Raw genomic sequence first — 19,201 nt, 5'->3', positions numbered from 1 at the left:
GGCCGGAACCACATCCTGCTTCAATTACAACAAGTTGGGGTAATGGGTCCTGGCTTTCGCCAGGACGACATCGAAGCAGGATGGCGATGGGCGACGACGACGTCTCGCAAGGGTTGACGGCGGGAGGCCGTCGCGCCATTGAGCAGGGGACCTGGTGCGCCAATCGCCCCGAGAAACCATCCAGAAGCCAAGCCAGACATGCCCGTTCGTCTCGACCGCAGCAGCGCCGATTTTGACCAGCGATTCGCGGCCTTCCTCGCCGCCAAGCGCGAGGTCTCGGCCGACGTGGAGGCCGCCGCGCGCGCGATCGTCGACGACGTGGCGAGGCGCGGCGACGCGGCCCTGCTCGAGGCCACGGCGAAGTTCGACCGGCTGACACTGGACGCATCCGGCCTTCGCGTTTCGGCCGCCGAGATCGAGGCTGCGGTGAAGGCCTGCGATGCCGCGACGCTGGATGCCTTGAGCCTCGCGCGCGACCGCATCGAGACCTATCATCGCCGCCAATTGCCGAAGGACGAGCGCTTCACCGACCCGCTCGGCGTCGAGCTCGGCTGGCGCTATACCGCGATCGAGTCCGCCGGCCTCTACGTGCCCGGGGGAACTGCCGCCTATCCGTCCTCGGTGCTGATGAACGCGGTGCCCGCTAAGGTCGCCGGCGTCTCGCGCCTCGTGATGGTGGTGCCCTCGCCGGACGGCAAGCTCAATCCGCTGGTGCTGGCGGCGGCAAAGCTCGGCGGCGTCACCGAGATCTACCGCGTCGGCGGCGCGCAGGCCGTCGCCGCGCTCGCGCACGGCACCGCCACCATCGCGCCGGTCGCAAAAATCGTCGGCCCCGGCAATGCCTATGTCGCCGCCGCCAAGCGGCTGGTGTTCGGCAAGGTCGGCATCGACATGATCGCCGGCCCCTCCGAGGTGCTGGTCATTGCCGACGACACCGGCAATGCCGACTGGATCGCCGCCGACCTGCTCGCGCAGGCCGAGCACGACACGAGTGCGCAATCGATCCTGATCACCGATTCCGCACGCCTTGCCGCCGATGTCGAGAAGGCGGTCGAGGCGCAGCTGAAGACGCTGCCGCGCACCGCGATCGCGAGCGCCTCCTGGGCCGACTTCGGCGCCATCATCATGGTGAAGAATCTCAACGACGCCATCCCACTTGCGGATGCGATTGCCGCCGAGCATCTCGAGATCATGACGATCGATCCCGACGCGCTCGCCGCACAGATCCGCAATGCCGGCGCGGTATTCCTCGGCGCGCATACGCCGGAGGCGATCGGCGATTATGTCGGCGGCTCCAACCACGTGCTGCCGACGGCGCGCTCGGCGCGATTCTCCTCGGGCCTCTCGGTGCACGACTTCATGAAGCGCACCTCGATCCTGAAATGCGGCCCGGATCAGCTTCGTGCGCTGGGACCTGCTGCGATGACGCTTGGCAAGGCGGAAGGGCTGGACGCCCATTCGCGCTCGATCGGATTGCGCCTCAATCTGTCATGACAAAGCCGCCCGAACAGGACGACTCCAACAATCGCATCGTCGCGGTCACCCTCGACGAGGAATCGATCGGCCGTTCCGGGCCCGACATCGAGCATGAGCGCGCGATTGCGATCTACGACCTGATCGAGCAGAACCTGTTCGCGCCGGAGGGCGCCGACGGGAAGGGGCCGTTCACGCTGCATATCGGCATCACCGGCAACCGCCTGATGTTCGACATCCGCCGCGAGGACGGCGCGCCCGTGGTCGTGCATCTGTTGTCGCTGGGGCCGTTCCGCGGGATCGTGAAGGACTATTTCATGATCTGCGACAGCTATTACCAGGCGATCCGCACCGCGACCCCGGACAAGATCGAGGCCATCGACATGGGCCGCCGCGGCATCCATGACGAGGGATCGCGCACGCTCCAGGAGCGGCTGAAGGGCAAGGTGCGGGTCGACTTCGAGACCTCGCGCCGGCTGTTCACGCTCATTACTGTTCTGCACTGGAAGGGGTAAGCGCGGATGGCTGCGCCCCCACGCGCACGCGATCCGCAATCGGTGCTGTTCGCCTGCGCGATGAACAGCGTGCGCTCGCCGATGGCCGAGAGCCTGCTGCGGCACATGTTTCCGCAAGGCCTCTACGTGAAGTCGGCCGGCGCCAGAAAGGGCGAGCTCGATCCTTTCGCCGTTGCCGTGATGGCCGAGCTCGGCCAGGACATCTCCGTCCACAGGCCGCAGACCTTCGAGGAGCTGGAGGACTGGGAGGGGCTGAACTTCGACCTCATCATCACGCTGTCGCCGGAGGCGCATCACAAGGCGCTGGAGCTGACCCGCACGCTCGCGGCCGACGTCGAATACTGGCCGACCCAGGATCCCACCACCATCGAAGGCAGCCGCGACCAGAAGCTCGCCGCATACCGCGAGGTCTGCGACCAGCTGCTGCTGCGCATCCGCCGGCGCTTTGCGAAGGTGGGCGCGGCGAGCGGGTAGCATCCGGTGGGCGTAACACCCGCGTCACAGACTGCAGGCACAGGCATGTCGGACACCTCGAATCAGCAAAGTCCGGGTTCCCGGGTTGTGAAATCAGCCCCCTTCCGATAGGTTCCGCGCGCAATTCACCCCTGCCTCATCCCCAAAATCACCTGATGCTTGGCCGCCCCAAATTCGTACTTGCCTCCGGTTCGCCGCGGCGCCTGTCGCTGCTCAACCAGGCCGGCATCGAGCCGGACGCGCTCCGGCCGGCCGACGTCGACGAGACGCCGAAGCGGGGCGAGCTGCCGCGCGCCTGCGCCAATCGCCTCGCAAGGGCCAAGGCCGATGCGGCGCTGAAATCGGTGCAGCTCGACGACGAACTGCGCGGCGCCTTCATCCTCTCCGCCGACACGGTGGTGGCGGTCGGCCGCCGCATCCTGCCCAAGGCCAATCTCGTGGACGAGGCGGCGCAGTGCCTGCGGCTGCTCTCGGGCCGCAATCACCGCGTCTACACCGCGATCTGCCTCGTCACGCCGCGCGAGGCCTTCCGCCAGCGCCTGGTCGAGACCCGCGTCCGCTTCAAGCGCCTGTCGGAGGACGACATCCAGGCCTATATCGGCTCCGGCGAATGGCGCGGCAAAGCCGGCGGCTACGCCGTGCAGGGCATCGCCGGCTCCTTCGTGGTGAAGATGGTGGGGTCCTACAGCAACGTTGTCGGCCTGCCGCTCTACGAGACCACGACGCTGCTCGGCGGCGAAGGCTTTCCGATCCGCTTCGGCTGGCTCAACGCCACCGCCGTGTGAGCGCGAATGCCGCGCCGGACGGGTCTTAACAAAAATCTCGAAAACAACCCCATGCACAGTAGAATTGGCCCGCGGGACCCGGGCCGCGACGCCTGCGCGTCCGCCCGAGGAACCTGTTTGCGGACAGGCTCTTGAACGTTTTCACCCCGTGTAAGCTGCCGACATCATGGACGACCAGGTCAAAATGCCCACCGGCCCGCTCAAAACCTGCCCGATCTGCGGCAAGCCCGCCGTGCAGGCCACCCACCCGTTCTGCTCCTCGCGCTGCCGCGATGTCGACCTGAACCGCTGGCTGAAAGGCTCCTACGTCATTCCCGGCCGCGACGACGAGGTGGATGACGTTGAATAGAAAAGCAATATCAATTACTTAATTGAGTTTCCAGCGTGCCGCACGCCAGCCGCGGCAACGCCACCCCACCTTGTGCACAGCCGGGCCGCGCCCGGCGTAGCCTTCAGGCGAAGCCGGGTGGACAGGCGGCCTTCAGCCCACTATAAACCGCCCGCTCGATGGGCCTTGACCTTCTCTTTGGGTCCTTCCCTCAGCATGCCCAGGTAGCTCAGTTGGTAGAGCATGCGACTGAAAATCGCAGTGTCGGTGGTTCGATTCCGCCCCTGGGCACCATCCTCTTGAAGGTTCCTTATCCTTCAATAAGTTAAGCCCTTACAGCGACTTGCGCTCGCCCGACTGTGTAACAACGGTGAGCAACATGCTGTATCGGGTGGTACGTCCAATGAAGCGCGATGGCTCGCGGTTTCAGCTCTATGTGCGACGGATTCCGGTGGATGTGCGGGAGCGGCTCGTTGGTCGCACACTGTATTTTCCGCTGGGTGAGGACACGCATGCGGTGACGATCTCGCCCCGTGCTCAGGCCATCCGGTTTTCCCTGAGAGCCGATGAGCCGGCAGAGGTCAAAGCGAGGATCGCGGCGGCCGATCAATACCTTGAGCGCATCCTCCGCGCCTTCCGGGATGATAGTCCTGCCTCCCTCACCAACGCTCAGGCGACGGCCTTAGCCGGACGTCTCTACAGGGCATGGGCCGGGGGCGAGGGACGCGAGCGCACGTATGCAGTGGAGCAGGGCCATGATGGCAAGATGCATCCGGCGCCGCATGATCCCGCGGAAGACGCTGTAATCTTCAAGGCGGCCCTGATGCGTCTCGTGCGGTTGGAGACCATAGGCAAGCATGAGACAAACAAACCGGTACTGCTGCGAGACCCATTTGACCTCGACAATCTCCCACCCGCGGATCAATGCCCGGAGACCTCGGCCCTTGAGATTCACCTGGGGCGCCTTGTTGATCGCTTGCTCCTATCTGAAGGCATTCGACGGGTTGACGCCGCGTCGCGAGGTCTGCTGCTGAGAGCTTTTTGGCTGGCGCTGCGTGATGCGTTTGAGGTCCGCCACCGGAATGCCCAAGGCGACTACAGTCCCGACCCGAGGTCCGAACGCTTCCCCGCTTGGGTCTCGCCGAATGGGAACAGTGCTACCATCAGGCAACCGGTCTTAAAGGGAGGCTCGTTGACTGCGCTGATCGACGGCTGGTGGGCTGAGGCAAGGGCCCGCAACCTCAAGCCAAGCACGCACGAGAGCTATAGTAACTCAATGGCAGCCTTCGTTGCGTTTCTCGGTCACGATGATTGCAGCCGCGTGTCCAAAAGCGATGTGATTGGCTTCAAGGATCATCGGTTAGCCACTCTCAACCCGCGCACAGGGAAGCCGATCTCTGCCAAGACAGTGAAGGACAATGACCTCTCCGGGCTCAAAGCTGTGTTTGGATGGGCGGTATCAAATGGGAAGATGCACAGCAATCCCGCTGAAGGTGTGACGCTTAAGGCTGCAAAGCCACGGAGGCTACGAAGCAAGGCCTTCACGGATGCTGAGGCGAGAGTAATTCTTACGGCAAGTCTCCGGGCCAAGCGTGGTGGAGAGATGCTGGAGACATTTGCAGCCAAGCGGTGGGTGCCGTGGCTCATGGCGTATACAGGGGCGCGTGTCGGTGAGATGGCCCAGTTGCGAAAGGAGGACCTACACAAGCACGGCCGGAGCATCTGGTATCTCACGGTCACGCCCGAGGCAGGTACTGTGAAGACTAACGAAGCAAGGGACGTGGTTCTGCATGCTCACCTGATTGAAATGGGTTTTGTGGAATTCGTAAGAGCCGCACGTCCTGGTCATCTTTTCCTGCGGCCTTCCCAGGATGGCGACGAACAGGGGCGTGTGCTTGGACCATTGCAGGGCGTCAAGAATAGGCTTGCGGAGTTTGCCCGTGCAGTAGTGCCGGATAAGGGTGTTGCGCCGAACCACGGCTGGAGGCACCGCTTCAAGCCCGTTGGCGTAAGAGTTGGCATTGACCGCAGAACGCTTGATGTGATCTCCGGGCACGCTCTTGAAGGTCGCACCGTGGCGGATGGATATCATGGTGTCGAGCTTGAGGATCAAGCGGCTGCCCTCGCCAAATATCCTCGCTATAAGATATGACGTTTAATCATCGGTGATATGGGGAGGATTCAGTGGGGCTGCTTCTGCGCACATCTCTTGCTATTCTAGCGATGCTTCTTCCGAGGCTTGCATCTGCCGAAATCGTTGGAGAAGGCAGGAACGTCATCGATGGAGATACTTTCGAGATCACGTTGCCATCTCACTCGGTCAAGATTCGAATTTGTGGCATAGACGCCCCAGAGGCGGGTGAGCCCGGCTCAAGGGAGGCATGGGAGCAGCTCTCCAAACTTGTCTACCAAAAGACTGTGCGCTGCATTCAAGTAAACCATCAGCCTGGAACGGTCTGTGATGGAAGGTCAAAGCCGACGAACCGCGATAGGATCGTCGCTCAATGTTTTGTCGATAGGATGGACATTGGCGCCGAGATGGTTCGTTCTGGACACGCTTGCGATTGGCGTAAGTACGATGGCGGTTATTATCAACGGATCACTGGCGGGAGGGCATGCCCACGAAACTAGGGCGTGTACTTATAAGGGCGATGTCGGTTCTGATGGCTGAGCGGAAATGGTCTGATCGGTTAGAGCATTCCCGCTAGTGACCCCACAGCGGACCGCGCATAGCTGGCACTCGGCGGAGAAGGTGCACGGGCCATGGTTGCGGATGCTGTTCACGGTTTCTCCGGCGGGGTTTCCGAGAAGTAGATACTGGTCAGATCACCATACCCATGCCGCGGGCTGATAAATTTCACCTCGATGAACTTCAACCGTCCGATCTTAAGGTCGGCTTGCAAAGCCCAGTATGCAGCCTCCGGCAGATAGGCGGAGAACAAACGTCCATCGTTGCCGAGCCGCATGTTGAGTAAGAAAGGCCTTTCCGGAACGGTCTGCCCCTTACCAATGCGCGGCCAGCCCTTTTCATCAGGATCATCGACGCGACCATATTGGCGCGAGCACATTAGCGAGCAGATCACTTCCTTGCCAAGATGCTTGGGCATGTCAGGCGTCAGCGCAACGATGTCGCAAAGCACATCGGTGATGGCTTCGTCGGAGACGCCATCGCCGTGGTTTCCCACGTAGTAACTTACCGTCACCGATTTCACAGTCGCGAGCAGCGTGTGCTCCGGCTCCGGCGGCGGTTTGCGCTTGCGCTCCTTTTTCTTCTTGGTCGTCCTCGCTCTCTCCATCTCATGACTTCTGCATATGGGCCTTAGCCGACCTTCGACGATGCCCGCTTTCGTACCGCTGTTGAAGGCCAAGCTGACATCAGATTAAGTCCGGAGTCGGCCAAACTCCGATGTCTAAACTACATCGGCTGGCAGCACACGGTCTGCCTCCCACTCTATGGCCGATAGGGCGTGTACTCATAATGAGAGTGCCTCGGCTCCAGCTAGCTGCCCGGGAGAGCCCTCAGGCGGCGGTGTCAGGATCGGCCCTTTCTTGCCCGGTGCATCAAGACAAAGGTTGTGAACTGCTCAGTCGCAGCATTTTCGTATCCCGTCACGTAGGCGCGTGATTGCCCTAGCATCGCCCGCTCGAAGAGCTTTTGATTCTCCCTCCTGCAAACGCCGAGGAGTGCTCGCGCAATGATTGGCGCCGATGAGACTCCATCATCGAGGTCTACCATGTGCTGCCCAGCGCAATATTCGAGAGCGGCTCTATACTCAACTGTAGGGGATTGAGCGTAGGAGGAGCTAATCTGCAGAAGGAAGGCGAGCAGGACTAGGCAGCGCATTCTTTGAATGTCCTCTTGATGGATGTGCAATATATTGCGTCGCATTAGATTGCAACAAGTTGTCGCTATGTGCGCATGTCAGAGGACGTGCGGCGCTTGGTAGGTGGCAACGTAAAGAGGCTGCGGATGGCGGCTGGAATTACGCAGGCAGAGCTTGCCGATCTAGTGGGCGTCGACCGGGCCTATATCAGCGGCTTGGAGCAAGGAAACCGGAACGCGACCATTGTTAGCCTTTGGCACGTTGCTCAAGCGTTGGAGACGCCGATCCGCTTCCTTTTCGATGAGTCCAAGAAATCGCGCTGACCGATCGTGCGGGGGACCATTTGGCTGAAACCCGTCCGGTGTCTGCCCGATCACTTTGAGCACCGACTTAAGGGGGGGCGCTGAGGTGTCTCCGATAGTTGCCCGAAGGAATGCCTCTGCGCTCGTAGATAGTCCATGTCCTCTCTCCTCGCTAAGGGCGCTCCTCTGAGGACCCTTGCAGTAGCCGTTAGGGTGATGGGAGCCTATTGGCCGTCAGCCATTCCGGCTTGCCACCAAAGCCCCATGGCGGAGGGCTTAAAGGTCATTCCTTTCGGGGGGGCAAGGCGGTAGGCAGCGGCACATACCCTTCCCTTTAAAGTGCTCCTTCAAGGAGATCTTGTGGTGGTGTGACCAGGTTGGCTTCATCACCCGAAGCCCCCCGGAGTGTGTCGTGAATGGAGGCCATGAAGGTTTGCCCTCAAGGTAGTGATGGTGGAGGTGCTGTGCCTGCTGTGCTCCCTCCCTCTGTAGGTCATCCTTCGGGGGGAACGCTCAGGTGACGATGGTCTGGCTGCCATCGCCGCTTTAAGGAACAGCTTCAAGCTACGCCTCTGAAGCAACCTGCCTAGTTCTCCCCTCCTAGGTCTTTAGCAGAGGCGTAAGCTCGAAAATGCCTATTTTCCGGGACCAACGTCGACTTTTATGAACGCGCGGGATTGGGCCGAGCCAGCGCAAAAGGCATACTTCATAGCAGCCTTGGCGGCTTCGGCATTCGGCTCCGGCACAAGTACGGCGTCATGAAGGGGCAGCGCCGGGATGCCGCTCTCGAAGAGGTGCGTGACCACAGCAATCAACAGTTCGCTTTCGAGGAACATTAGTTCAAAACCGATGCCGGTTCCGAATAGATGGGCAATCGGCTCGTGCTTTTGATCGAGTAGTGCCAACGCTTGCTTGAGGTTCAATCCGGGAAGCAATGGACTGCAATCGCGCGGCCAACGCTTCAAGGGGCCTCGCGTGAACAGCAGAGCATTAAGGAGCAGCTTCCAGCCATCGCGTCCGGTGCCGTCTCCCATCACATCGTAAAGGTCTCCGGCAGGTTGCGGCGCCCTGGCGCGGACGTAGGCGAGACGCGGAAAGAGTTGCTGGTAATCGACATCGGCCACCGGCTTGCCATTCATGCGAATCTGCCGGAATCGATCCTTGCGGGGCATCGTCATCCAGAAGCCGCCGGAAAGCCTGCCGCCCTGTTGCCAGCTTTTGTTATTGAAAGTCCTGCGGACTGTTCGCCGGTAGGACGCGATGATCTCGCCCTCCTTGCCGAGCCGGGCTGAGTCGTGAGTGCCGGTCAATTCAATGTCGGCATCGAGGAGCCAATCATTGATACGTTGAACTCGTCTGCGAAGCGTCCTCGTTTTTGGGCTGTCGGAGTAATTCACCAAGGCCGCGTTGCCGTCTTCATCTCTGCCCGTCTTGAGGATGAGAATTTCCGGCTCTTGCTCGCGACGGAACGAGGCCGGTGTGACCTTCGGAAAGCGCTTGCCAAGATCAGCAACCGCGTTGAACAGCGACGGAGCCTTAGCCGTTTTTGAGAACCGATAGCCTTTCGCGACGCGTTTGAGGAGCTTCAGTCGCTCCAACAGTTCAAGCAGCCCAAGGAAGTGTTGGCCGTAGACTGGGTTCCGGTAGCGATTCGAACCCCACATCATGTTGTTGTCGAGCGGAATGGCGAGTGCCGCATCTTCACGAATGAGACCTTGCATGAGCAGATTGCAGGCAACGGCCTCAACAGCGATGGCGAATTTGCGCCGGTCTTCATCCTTGCGGGCACGAGAGCGGAGGCCGAGCTTGTCTTCCTGTGCGATCAGATGTTGTGTGAAGCGGCCGATGGCTTCCCTTAGCTCCGGGGTTCTCGCCCGCAACTGCGGGTCGAACCGTGCATGAAGCGCGCCATTAATCTGCGTTATCATGAATTCGGCTGAACTTATTGCCTATCTCGTTAGTGAACTCGAACATCAGAACGATGCACCAAGATACTTCCATCCAGTGCGTCGTTAATTTGGTATCCTGGCTCCAACGGTATCCAACTCTTTGCGTGAGCAGAGCCCGGCTGGCCGCGTTTTGCGATAGCAACGCCGTCTAACTTCAAAATGAAATCACTTTCGGTTCGCTCGAATTCTAGTTTTGATCGCTTACTCATGCTGTCTCTCCATTCGATGGCGGGGCTTCCGTGCTTAAAGTGGTCGGCCCGATGCCCCAACATGTGCGTACCGTTATCCGGCCACCTGATCTGACGTGCGAGAGCGTTCACTCCAAATTATCCGACCCCTGCGGCTCTCAGCGTGGGATGGCGTCCATATCGCTTCACCTTCAAGGCGAGGACGGCGGAAAGGTGCTTTTCCACCACCCATTCGCACTGCTGCTCGACGGCCCGCCCGATCAGCCGCAGGACCGGCCCAGACGACCTAGGAAAGGCGTGGAGTTCGGTTTGGTGGTGCCTGCCCTGATGATCTACGAATGGCCAGCGCTTGTGGGTGCCGCTTGCAAGGCGATGTAGGGCCTTTGCGATCTGCACCGTTCGAAACTCTTTGGTTCGGTGTGATCCCGGGTCTTCCTCGATCAGCGCCGAAACGGCCAGTTCGATGATGACGAATCGCTCGGGCTTGACGCCTGCGACACGAAGCCGCGCTAGAGCGATGCGAGCCCGTCTGTTGGCCGACATGCCCTTGAGCCTCGTGGCGATCTCCGTGTGCCCGGCCTCTTCTAGCAACAGCGCGACGGCATTGAGGGCCGCCTTGATGAAGCGATCGGATTCGACCCGGAGCCGAACATACGAGGTCGCGGCAGCAAGGTACGGCTTCAGTTCGGCCGCGCTGTACGTCCCATGCCAGTGCGATCCGTGCCGAGCCTTGTGTTCGACGTGACGGCGACAATGGAAGGCCGCGAGTCCAAGACGCGCAGCCCGCATGGTTGGATTACGGCAGCCGGGAATGGAGCACCTGCCTTGAAAATCAAGGGACGTCGACCTGATCCGGCTCTTTAGGCTGGCCGTCCTTGTTTGGCGTCCGCTGTGCATCCGCTTACTGGACAAGATTGCTTTTAACCTTTGCCGCGAAGATTGCGGCTATCAATCCGAGGGTCGCATGGCAGCCTGTCAACAAGCTCAGACCAATGCCAACTCTCCGCAGTCATAAACAATGACCTGAGCGTGTCCGGTAGCTCACCTAACTCGCTTGAAGCCGGATTGCGAATTATTCGCTCGATCCCTGCAATCCATGTTTCCTGCGTTTGGAATCCCTCATGGCGATTTCTGATCGGTACATACCCGGAAGGTACAACGTAGTGGTGATCCCCTGTCCGGCGCGGGTGCAGAATGGCGTCAGGGGGTGCACTGAAAAGTATCCGATCAAGTTTGGAGCGTTTGGGTAGCCCCAACACCTTAGCGACGGTTGCCTTCAGGCGAATCCCCAAATTGAAGATCAGTTCGTCATCGGATCGCGTAATGCCGCGCTTTCGATCTCGCGATATATGAGCGTCATCGTTCAATCTCACCGTTACGCCGGGGACTAGCTCAAACGCTCGCAATATTGCAAAGTGAATTGGAAGGACATATCGAGTTTTCGTTCCGACATTGGCGCCGCCGGTGATTCCAAAACCGATTACTGCTTGCCCCTGATATTCGCTAAGTGAGGCATCTACCCCTAAGATAGATCGACGCGCCTGCGGCAGTAGGTATCGAAGGGGCTGCACGTCAGGATAATTCGCGGCTTGTACCTGCTCGGCCTTAGTGGCCCAGCTTTTAATGTTCTGAAGTGCGTCGGTGATGCTGATTTCGTTCATGCCCGGTGACTTTGGTGAGTAGTTCCCATTCAGCTTGACTACGTTGAGCATGAGCGGCGCGGCGTTGCTCGGTGCGGTCATGGCTGACTTTCCGTGGGGTCACCTCGGAGACGATCGATCAAGCTGTCAGTGCCATCGTGGCGTCTGTACTTCCAGTTCTGCCAGGAATTTTCGTTCCCAGACACTACCGCCGAACTGAGCTTGTGCAGAGATGCGTAGGTGCTGTGGTCGTTAGCCAGCAGCCAGCGACCATGCGTTGCCTTGGCGCGGAATTCCTTGCCCTTGTAGGTTCGGAAGATTTCGAATCCCTCTGGGAAATCGACGCCGGAACGCTCATCGCGAAACCCCATTACGGCGGTCTGATAGGCTTCTGCCTTGGATGGATCGACCTTCAGAATGCGCCTAAGTATCGCATCCTCCGTTTCCTCCCCCTTCTGCCGAAGAGACCATATGGCCGCGAAAACAGCGGTAGAAACGCCAATTGTTCTCATGAACTACTCCTCTCTAATATCTAGAGATTAGTAGATATGTAGATATAACCCGCAGTCAAGGGGCAAATTGCCTCTAGGTTTCACGCCCTTTCGGCTTCGCAAGCCGCGCTTGAATGAGTGTGACTTGGGGGGCCGACCAGTTAGCCTTGCCCCGTGCCGTCGGGATACCGCTTGCCGTCAACGCTCGCGCGATTTCGGTAGGCGATGTTTTTCCTTCGGCGCGTAATTTACCCAGCAAAGGAGCGAGGTCCCCGGCGCGTCTATCGGCAATCTTGGCTTGGGCATCCCTTCCGAGTGCCCGCGCGGTGCTGGACAGATTTCCCCCTCGATCGCCTCCGAGCCGCTGTCCTCTGGCCTTCGCCGCCGCCAGCGCTGCCTTGGTGCGGGCAGAGATGAGTCCGGCCTCCAACTCCGCCACAGCCGCCATCTGTTGCAACATGAAGCGCCCGGTAGGACCCTCGATGGCGGGAAGGTCAGCGAAGCGAACATCTACCCCCGCCTCTAGCAGCCGCTCTAGGAAGCCCACCGAGCGCGTCAGGCGATCGACCTTCGCGACCACGAGAGTCGCCCGGTGCAAGCGGGCTGTAGTCAGTGCTTCGTCAAGGGCTGGCCTATCGTTGCGACGTCCGCTCTCGACCTCCGTGAACTCCGCTATGATGTTCGCTCGTCCGTCGCCAAGGTGGTTCGCAACGGCGGCCCTCTGTGCATCGAGGCCCAAGCCGGACTGGCCCTGCTTGCGGGTGGACACTCGATAGTAGGCAACAAATCGGCGCTTCACGGTAATTCCCCTTCGATGGTGGCTCGCGAAAAACTTAATCAACGACCGATGCTTATGTTTTTAGCGGCGTCGGATTCGCTCGCCAACGATCGCAGGTGAGTCAAATCGACTCAGGAAGCTGCAGTCTCATCGTGACCTGCAGCCTGAAGCGGCGCCTTGGAGAAACGCGGGACGACCTGCCGAGATGTAAGTGAAGTAGTTTTCAGAAATTGACTAAGGGGACAGGGGGAAAGCTGCAAGCCGCCGCCACGAGGTGAGCTCTGAGATATGGCACCCCATTTTAGATTCTGCCCGAGGTCACCTCGCATGACACGCCACGTTCAGGCCGAGCGATGTTTCGCCACCGGCGCTGGCGGATCGGCATTATCTGGGCAGGAAGTACCGACGCTGTCCTTCGTGCTCGCCTCTTCGGGCAATGCCGGTTGCAACCAGCGTCTCAAGAACCTCAGCGATGCGATCGCGGCGTCCGACGGTGTTTCTGCCGTCAAGTACGCTAGCAATAGCAGCAGGTGCAGCGGGAGCCGGAGCCTTGGAGAGAAGATCAAGCACTAATCTGATCTGCTCCAGGCCATCAGCTGGCCATTTCGGGCGTTCCGTGATGTCGGGCAATTCTACGTCGAGCGTGCCAACGTGTTCTTCTATCCGCATCGGTGCCTTCGCTCCCAGCTTTGCCATCTGATAGTCGGGGCGCAGCCAGCGGACGACGGCCCGCCTCTCTTCCACTGCTCGGTCGTGATTAAGTGCGACAAGCCGAATGAGAAGTTCTTCCTCAATCTGCTCCTGCTCTGGCAGCTTGTGCGATGAGGGAAGCGTCGAGCCAGGCCTGCCGACTAGAGCCGGAATAAGATCTTCCCAGCCATAGGCGGCCAACACGGCGCGATCGATGTCGTCATGGATTTCTTTCAGCACTGAGATCAACCCCGCACGATGCACGTCTCGCTCGGCATCCGTCAACGGCGGCACGTCGCAGCCATTCTCCAATTCGCGTAGACGTTCCAGCGCGTTATAGAGGCCGGTCACGGTAAGGAAGGAATGCTCAGCTATTCGCTTCTTGCGGAAGGTGTCGAGCCTTTCGCCAAGATCGCGCAGCCTGTCGTGCTGGGCGGAGGTGACATCATTAGACAATCGCTTTGGCTCGACCGCGGTCGGGAGCGGGAAAGGATCAAATGTCTGCGTGTGCTGGTATACAGGATCATTTCCGACGCCCTGCCATCCGCCTTTAGCGATAGCGAACAAGACGTGGACTCTGCTGGACAGAACCGCAAGAAGTTCAGGTCGGTCGCTGGAGATTACTCTAATTTTCTGATCGGCTAGAAATTCGGAAGACACGAGCGAGAAAGTTCGATGCTTCGCAGTTTCAGGTGTAGCAATGTAGGTCGTTAAGTCGTTAACAGCCTCTCTTAGGTCGAGTGCAGGTTCCGCGAAGACCCACCACTTATCGCGCCTAGATTTGCGATTGTTTGCCTCGCGTTCCGGCCTCACGTACTCATAAAGATGCGAATAGGCCTTGGGAAAATGCTCCCGAGCCGCCTCCATAGAAAGACCCAAGAAATCGATTGCAAAAATCCCACGCGGCCGCCGTGTTAGATCGGAGCCGTTCAGGTAAGGTCGGATGCGATGAGGAAACGACGGCGTACCTTCGGCACGGAATTCGGTGGCCTTGGTTCCGTTGATCCAAAATCCTTTGCCATACGGCATCATTCCCTTGTGGCCCATGTAGGCGTTTGCGACCAAGGGTTTCGCGGCCGCCAAGTGTGCGCCCATTGTAAGACTGGCGCGGACCTTGCCTTCTCGCGTCTCCAACGCAACCTGCGGAGTATCGGTATTCAATCCCGCTTCGGAGACAACCTCTGCCAGACGACCATCACGCTCGCCCTTCTCCGCCACGGTCATGCCGATACGCACGGCGGCCTTATCGGATGCTTTGAGCCACGGGTGATTGGGGATAGCGAATACCAACGACAGCGGCTCCTTCGCAGCCATGTGGCGATCGATGACACGCCGTGAGAAAGTCTGCGTGATCGATTTTGTTGTGATGAAGCCGAAGCGTCTTAGTGGGTTTGTCTGTCCCTTCAGCGGCTTGCGGAGTAATCGTGTGGCGGCCTCATCCCAGAAGTGCATGACAAAATCAGCTCCGCCTGAAATATGAGGGCGCACCGCCCAGCAGGCTTCTGCGTAGCCATCACCAAGCTCAGCACGCATATCTTTGCCGCCGATGAAGGGCGGATTGCCGACAATAAACTCAACCTCTGGCCAAGTCGCGCGTTTCGGGTTCACATAATTGTAGCGTGGCACCCGGGCTTCGGGGTCTGGAATTTCCTCGCCTGTAATCGGGTGGGGCTTCTTCGTTAAGCCGTCCCAACGCGACAACGGTGTTCCGCTATCGTCCCGCAAGAGTTCTTGTCGGTCATAGCCTATAACGGCATCTTGCTGCTTGATGGTGCCGTAGGCGTCAAGGATTGGCTCAGTGATAGATGCCAGGCCAGCGGTCTTCAGCTGCCACTTCAGATAACCGATCCAGAGAACGAGGTCTGCGATAGCCACAGCGCGTGGGTTCAGCTCCAGCCCATAAAATTGGCGTGGGTTGACCGTTTCCCCTTCCATCGCGAAGCGGGCCTGATCTTCACCGAGGTCGTCTAGCGCTTCCAGCACTTCACCTTCCAAGCGCTTCATCAGCTCTAAACTAACATAAAGAAAGTTCCCAGTTCCGCAGGCTGGGTCGAGTACGCGCGTCGTGCAAAGCTTGTGGTGGTACGCCTTGACTGCCGCAAGCGCTTTCGCGTGGTCGCCCTTGTCGCGCAACTCCTTCACCTGAGCCTGAACGAGCTCCCAATCCGTGCGCAAAGGCTCGATGATAGTCGGAACGACTAGACGCTCGACATACGCGCGTGGAGTGTAGTGGGCGCCAAGCTTTGATCGTTCGCGTGGATCGAGGGCGCGTTCAAGCAGCGTACCAAAGATCGCAGGTTCGACATCCGACCAGTTCTTGCCTGCCGCGACATAGAGTTCATTAATGTCGTCCTTTTCGAGCGGCAGAGCTTCGCCGTTCTTAAACAGGGAGCCGTTGAATTTTTTCAAAGTTGCGTTCAGGTGCGGCGCATAGCCACCGCTGTCCATAATGGCCCAAAGGCTCTCTAATGCCGCAACGAAGTGCTCGGGCGTGTCCTTCATCTGCCCGATGAGCTTGTGAAAGCCTTTGTCGGGGATAAGCTTTACGTCTTCCGCGAACATCGTAAACAAGCATCTCATCAGGAACTCTGCCACCTCCTTTGGGTCGTGCTTAACCTCCAGGCGTTTGGCGATTCGGGCTAGGCGTTCTGCTATGTCGCGGGTGACTTCAGCCGATATGCGCGTCGGATCGAGCGAATGAGGGTCGTTCCAAATCGCGCTCAGACGTGCCTGAACGTTGGCGTTGCGAAGATCATCCATGTCGATGCGGTAGGACTGACGATCAGGGAAATGCGCGTAGTTCTTCCCTTGACCGGAGAAGTCGGCATAGACCTCAATGACATTCCCGACATCGACAACAAGTAGGAACGGCGGGTAACCATGCTCGACTGGTAATGCGCGGGCGTAGTCCTCGGCCTGCTTGCGGGCGGCCAGCATTACCTGGTCCCATCCGCGTGTTCCACGCTTAGCTTGTCCAGGCTTTCTCTGCGTCGCATCTTCCGGGATCAAAACAAGCTGGTCACGATTGCGCCTAGCAGCCTGTCGCTTCCCGGACTGCTTGGCCTCGAGAATGAAGCGCCCGCGTCGGTAGCAGTCGATGCGTCCAGCCGTGCGTGAGCCGTCTGGGTGCTTGAAGTCTACTCGTCTCTCGAAAACATAATCATTCAGACTATTTTGCTCCTGCGCCATTGCCGGGCGAGGCAGCCCTAAAGCTATGCACAGCCGTTCAATGAAGAGTTGATAGTTCGCAAGTTCTGACCCGCCCGAGGCTTTCGCTTCGGTGATCAGAGTTTCGAGTTTTTCATTGTCAGTAGACGCGTTCCCCATGCAAACCAAAATATCCGGCGCGAACCAGCAATGGCAATGGTGTTCTGGCTGTTGGCCTCATATTCTTTAGATCGAACATCTCGCTTGTGCGTTGTGGCAATATTGCTTGCGGCCGGCTGCACCGAAGCTCGGTATCCATTGTTCGCATTCAACCAAGTGCCGAGACATCGCTATACAGCTTACGCAAATGCTCGTCCGACATGTCGATGATCGGTTCGTACATGAATGAGTTCAGGTGGATATTCTCGGGGGTCATAAGCATAACCCGCTCTATCGTGGCAATGTTGGCAGACTCTCCACCAAAGCGCTTTTTGTACTCCTTCAGCAGTCGCGGTGTCTGAGTTGATTTGATCTCACTTAGAAATTTGGCGTCATTAATCTTCTCCGCCATAAATCGCTCCGCTTCTAACCGCGTAGCAATTGAGAGCACAACTTTGTTTTCAAAATTCATGCCCTCCTTGGCTTTAAGGCACTGGGCCGCAAGTTCTCTTATTGATTCGATCATCGGGCGTTTGGCGTCGCTGATCGTTACGTTTGCGGCAAACACATTGTTGTAGATGGTCACCAAGTCTGCCTGCGTTATGGCGCTTGTACGTAACACGTCGATGATATCGAGATGGAGGGAAGTGCCTATAGAAAAGGCTTCGGTACATCGAAGGGGCGCAGCGTGGCGCTGTCAAGCATTCAAAGCATTTCGGCGCCTCTCATCATGATGATGAGCAATCCAGTTGGGGGTACGGGGGGAATTCTCGCAGCCGCCTCCCGAGGTGACACCTCAGATAAGGGGGGCCAAGAGAATTGCGGCCGGGGAGGTAACGCGGCGAAGCCGATACTCGTCTCCTATTCAGGAGCTAAATAAGTTTCAAAGACTGCCCAGAATACCGCGGCAAGGGACTGTGCAGGCGCGGGCTCGTTAGCGTCTATCGTCGTGTCGGAGTGGTCCGAGCTACAGATTGTTCATGTGGCGATGGAGGTTTACTACGGCGGTTGCTAGTGCCGATTGGGCAGTGGCGGTTGTCTCATCAGTCGGCACGTCCCAGGCTCCCTCCGGATCAATCCACGCCTTGATGCTGTACGAGAAGATTTCAGCAGCAAAGCTGTCGGTCGGGAGTTCAAATAGATCGAAGGACTTTTGTAGTCGCTCTGCGACAGCGGGATACTCCGGACTTGGTGCACGAAAGGACTCTTCAAACATGCCAACCCACAAAAGTCCGACGCCTGCCGATACGGCCCGGCGCTCCAATTCAAGCTCCTCCGTAGATAGCGCCTGCCCGGAAGGTCGTGACCGATCCGCGACGTGGTTACCTTTGGCCCAACGTGTCGCTGCCTCGTCGGCCTCAACCTCGGCATTATATCTGGAAATTGATTTTGCCTTGAGTCGTGCATGATGGTCGAGATTCAAGTGGGCTAGTTCGTGCCTTAATATCCATCCGAGCGCCTGCAGGAATAGAAAGTTTCCCGCCTCGTCATCCTCATTTGTGGGTTCGCATGTTGGTGAGGGGACCCAATCAACCCAGTGATCGAACTTGTGCTTCGCGAGGCGTCTGCTCAGTTCGTAGAAATAGAGGCCGCGCTCTAACTCTTCGTCTTGTGCCACAAACAGTTTCGAGGTACCGGCTCGCTGAGCGTCGAACATTCGCCGACTAAGACGGGAGATGCCTTGAGCGCAAGCCCAGAGGCTCGTGATGCCGTTCCACGTGACCTGAACGCATCCGGGTGGCATAAGCGCCGCATATTCGGCTTCATGAACGCCGAGGCGCCAGGACTTATCCGCGAAGACGAGCGGTACGGATGTTGGGTCTATACCCGCGTCGTTCGCTGCCCGAGCGTAAGCTGCCAATATCTCGGGCTCGAAGCATTTGAACAGTCCTTCAAGGAAGTTCATTCTCATCTGCCTTCAGGTTTAGCTCCATCTAGGAGAGATGGATTTTCGATAGACGCGCGGCTTGTAGCTTCTGATAGCCCACCAAAATTGCGCTGCTGTTTTCGCCAGCGGGGCGTGGGTCAGTTGCACCTGCATCGTCCAATATTGACTTACTGGAAAGTACTTTTGGGAGCCGGCCGCTGGCCTGTAACAACGCAATCGTGGAAGCATTCGGATCAGCGTGCTCTTTCAGATGGCCGTCGAAGACTATGCTTCGCAAGCAGCTGCCCACTACCAGTTCCATGTCGCGAATGGGGTCTTCATCGTAGAGGTCGTAATACGGAGTGTATTCCTCGGAATCATAAACGTCCGGAGCGCGACCGTGTGGGTGTGAGTGCAGTTGCGAAGGCTATCGGGGGAGGAGTCGTCAAGCTGTGCTCTGCCTCAACACGGGCCCCATAGGGTGCAGAGATTAGTCCGATGACAAGCCGCTGAGGCGGCTCGAATGGGGTAGCGCCGCGAACCGATTTTCGCCTTGCTCCGCTATGATTGAGCGCCGTTTACGCCTTGGAG

Annotated in this window: 16 protein-coding genes and 1 tRNA gene; 8 read left to right on the top strand and 9 right to left on the bottom strand. The window is 58.7% G+C overall.

The features are described from left to right. Positions 1-198: 198 nt before the first annotated feature. The 7 genes from hisD (at position 199) to AAFG50_RS39115 (ending at position 5,727) form a co-directional block, all read left to right on the top strand. Positions 199-1,494, top strand: coding sequence for a histidinol dehydrogenase (gene hisD / locus AAFG50_RS39145; protein ID WP_028173637.1), 1,296 nt, complete (start codon positions 199-201; stop codon positions 1,492-1,494). Continuing rightward, positions 1,491-1,988, top strand: a complete 498-nt coding sequence (locus tag AAFG50_RS39140) for a UPF0262 family protein (protein ID WP_011084075.1) — start codon at positions 1,491-1,493, stop codon at positions 1,986-1,988. The genes hisD and AAFG50_RS39140 overlap by 4 nt, the downstream gene beginning before the upstream one ends. A 6-nt stretch (positions 1,989-1,994) precedes the next feature. Next, entirely contained in the window at positions 1,995-2,462 is a 468-nt protein-coding gene (locus tag AAFG50_RS39135; RefSeq protein ID WP_011084076.1) for a low molecular weight phosphatase family protein, read from the top strand. Between the two features lie 155 nt (positions 2,463-2,617). Next, a complete protein-coding gene (locus AAFG50_RS39130; protein WP_011084077.1) occupies positions 2,618-3,247 on the top strand; it encodes a Maf-like protein in 630 nt (209 codons plus the stop codon). 166 nt (positions 3,248-3,413) lie between these two features. Beyond that, positions 3,414-3,596, top strand: a complete 183-nt coding sequence (gene yacG, locus AAFG50_RS39125; RefSeq protein WP_011084078.1) for a DNA gyrase inhibitor YacG — start codon at positions 3,414-3,416, stop codon at positions 3,594-3,596. Between the two features lie 197 nt (positions 3,597-3,793). Next, positions 3,794-3,869 (top strand) — tRNA-Phe (locus AAFG50_RS39120). Between the two features lie 85 nt (positions 3,870-3,954). Further along, positions 3,955-5,727, top strand: coding sequence for a recombinase XerD (locus tag AAFG50_RS39115; RefSeq protein WP_342714106.1), 1,773 nt, complete (start codon positions 3,955-3,957; stop codon positions 5,725-5,727). Positions 5,728-6,355: 628 nt separating this feature from the next. Here AAFG50_RS39115 and AAFG50_RS39110 read toward each other — a convergent pair. Beyond that, on the bottom strand, positions 6,356-6,943 hold the full coding sequence (locus AAFG50_RS39110) for a hypothetical protein (protein ID WP_342714105.1): 588 nt from the start codon (positions 6,941-6,943) through the stop codon (positions 6,356-6,358). A 602-nt stretch (positions 6,944-7,545) separates the two neighbouring features. On the opposite strand from AAFG50_RS39110, the gene AAFG50_RS39105 reads away from it, so the two are divergent. Further along, positions 7,546-7,722: a helix-turn-helix transcriptional regulator gene (locus tag AAFG50_RS39105; protein ID WP_342714104.1), complete on the top strand. Its 177-nt coding sequence runs from the start codon at positions 7,546-7,548 to the stop codon at positions 7,720-7,722. A gap of 614 nt (positions 7,723-8,336) precedes the next feature. Here the strand turns inward: AAFG50_RS39105 and AAFG50_RS39100 are convergent. From AAFG50_RS39100 to AAFG50_RS39065, 8 genes are all read right to left on the bottom strand, one after another. Next, on the bottom strand, positions 8,337-9,629 hold the full coding sequence (locus tag AAFG50_RS39100; protein ID WP_342714103.1) for a hypothetical protein: 1,293 nt from the start codon (positions 9,627-9,629) through the stop codon (positions 8,337-8,339). Between the two features lie 347 nt (positions 9,630-9,976). Further along, complete coding sequence (locus AAFG50_RS39095; RefSeq protein ID WP_342714102.1) at positions 9,977-10,627, bottom strand: hypothetical protein; 651 nt, start codon at positions 10,625-10,627, stop codon at positions 9,977-9,979. Positions 10,628-10,758: 131 nt separating this feature from the next. Next, positions 10,759-11,580: a hypothetical protein gene (locus tag AAFG50_RS39090; protein WP_342714101.1), complete on the bottom strand. Its 822-nt coding sequence runs from the start codon at positions 11,578-11,580 to the stop codon at positions 10,759-10,761. Then, positions 11,577-11,990, bottom strand: a complete 414-nt coding sequence (locus AAFG50_RS39085; RefSeq protein WP_342714100.1) for a hypothetical protein — start codon at positions 11,988-11,990, stop codon at positions 11,577-11,579. Before AAFG50_RS39085 ends, AAFG50_RS39090 begins: the two co-directional genes overlap by 4 nt. 73 nt (positions 11,991-12,063) lie before the next feature. Next, a complete protein-coding gene (locus tag AAFG50_RS39080; protein WP_342714213.1) occupies positions 12,064-12,774 on the bottom strand; it encodes a recombinase family protein in 711 nt (236 codons plus the stop codon). A gap of 357 nt (positions 12,775-13,131) precedes the next feature. Beyond that, positions 13,132-16,764, bottom strand: a complete 3,633-nt coding sequence (locus AAFG50_RS39075; RefSeq protein WP_342714099.1) for a DNA methyltransferase — start codon at positions 16,762-16,764, stop codon at positions 13,132-13,134. 148 nt (positions 16,765-16,912) lie between these two features. Then, entirely contained in the window at positions 16,913-17,329 is a 417-nt protein-coding gene (locus AAFG50_RS39070; protein WP_342714098.1) for a hypothetical protein, read from the bottom strand. A 381-nt stretch (positions 17,330-17,710) separates the two neighbouring features. Then, a complete protein-coding gene (locus AAFG50_RS39065; protein ID WP_342714097.1) occupies positions 17,711-18,649 on the bottom strand; it encodes a phage exclusion protein Lit family protein in 939 nt (312 codons plus the stop codon). Between the last annotated feature and the right edge of the window lie 552 nt (positions 18,650-19,201).

Source organism: Bradyrhizobium sp. B039, from assembly GCF_038965675.1.
Classification (GTDB): domain Bacteria; phylum Pseudomonadota; class Alphaproteobacteria; order Rhizobiales; family Xanthobacteraceae; genus Bradyrhizobium; species Bradyrhizobium diazoefficiens.
This window is presented reverse-complemented; position numbering and strand designations above follow the sequence as displayed.

What these genes read in the sequence shown, in the direction of transcription:
- AAFG50_RS39095 (WP_342714102.1), bottom strand. Translation starts at nt 10,627, where the DNA reads ATGCGGGCTGCGCGTCTTGGACTCGCGGCCTTCCATTGTCGCCGTCAC.
- AAFG50_RS39105 (WP_342714104.1), top strand. Translation starts at nt 7,546, where the DNA reads ATGGCGGCTGGAATTACGCAGGCAGAGCTTGCCGATCTAGTGGGCGTC.
- AAFG50_RS39135 (WP_011084076.1), top strand. Translation starts at nt 1,995, where the DNA reads ATGGCTGCGCCCCCACGCGCACGCGATCCGCAATCGGTGCTGTTCGCC.
- hisD (WP_028173637.1), top strand. Translation starts at nt 199, where the DNA reads ATGCCCGTTCGTCTCGACCGCAGCAGCGCCGATTTTGACCAGCGATTC.
- AAFG50_RS39130 (WP_011084077.1), top strand. Translation starts at nt 2,618, where the DNA reads ATGCTTGGCCGCCCCAAATTCGTACTTGCCTCCGGTTCGCCGCGGCGC.
- AAFG50_RS39115 (WP_342714106.1), top strand. Translation starts at nt 3,955, where the DNA reads ATGCTGTATCGGGTGGTACGTCCAATGAAGCGCGATGGCTCGCGGTTT.
- AAFG50_RS39100 (WP_342714103.1), bottom strand. Translation starts at nt 9,629, where the DNA reads ATGATAACGCAGATTAATGGCGCGCTTCATGCACGGTTCGACCCGCAG.
- AAFG50_RS39140 (WP_011084075.1), top strand. Translation starts at nt 1,491, where the DNA reads ATGACAAAGCCGCCCGAACAGGACGACTCCAACAATCGCATCGTCGCG.
- AAFG50_RS39090 (WP_342714101.1), bottom strand. Translation starts at nt 11,580, where the DNA reads ATGACCGCACCGAGCAACGCCGCGCCGCTCATGCTCAACGTAGTCAAG.
- yacG (WP_011084078.1), top strand. Translation starts at nt 3,414, where the DNA reads ATGGACGACCAGGTCAAAATGCCCACCGGCCCGCTCAAAACCTGCCCG.
- AAFG50_RS39075 (WP_342714099.1), bottom strand. Translation starts at nt 16,764, where the DNA reads ATGGGGAACGCGTCTACTGACAATGAAAAACTCGAAACTCTGATCACC.
- AAFG50_RS39085 (WP_342714100.1), bottom strand. Translation starts at nt 11,990, where the DNA reads ATGAGAACAATTGGCGTTTCTACCGCTGTTTTCGCGGCCATATGGTCT.
- AAFG50_RS39065 (WP_342714097.1), bottom strand. Translation starts at nt 18,649, where the DNA reads ATGAACTTCCTTGAAGGACTGTTCAAATGCTTCGAGCCCGAGATATTG.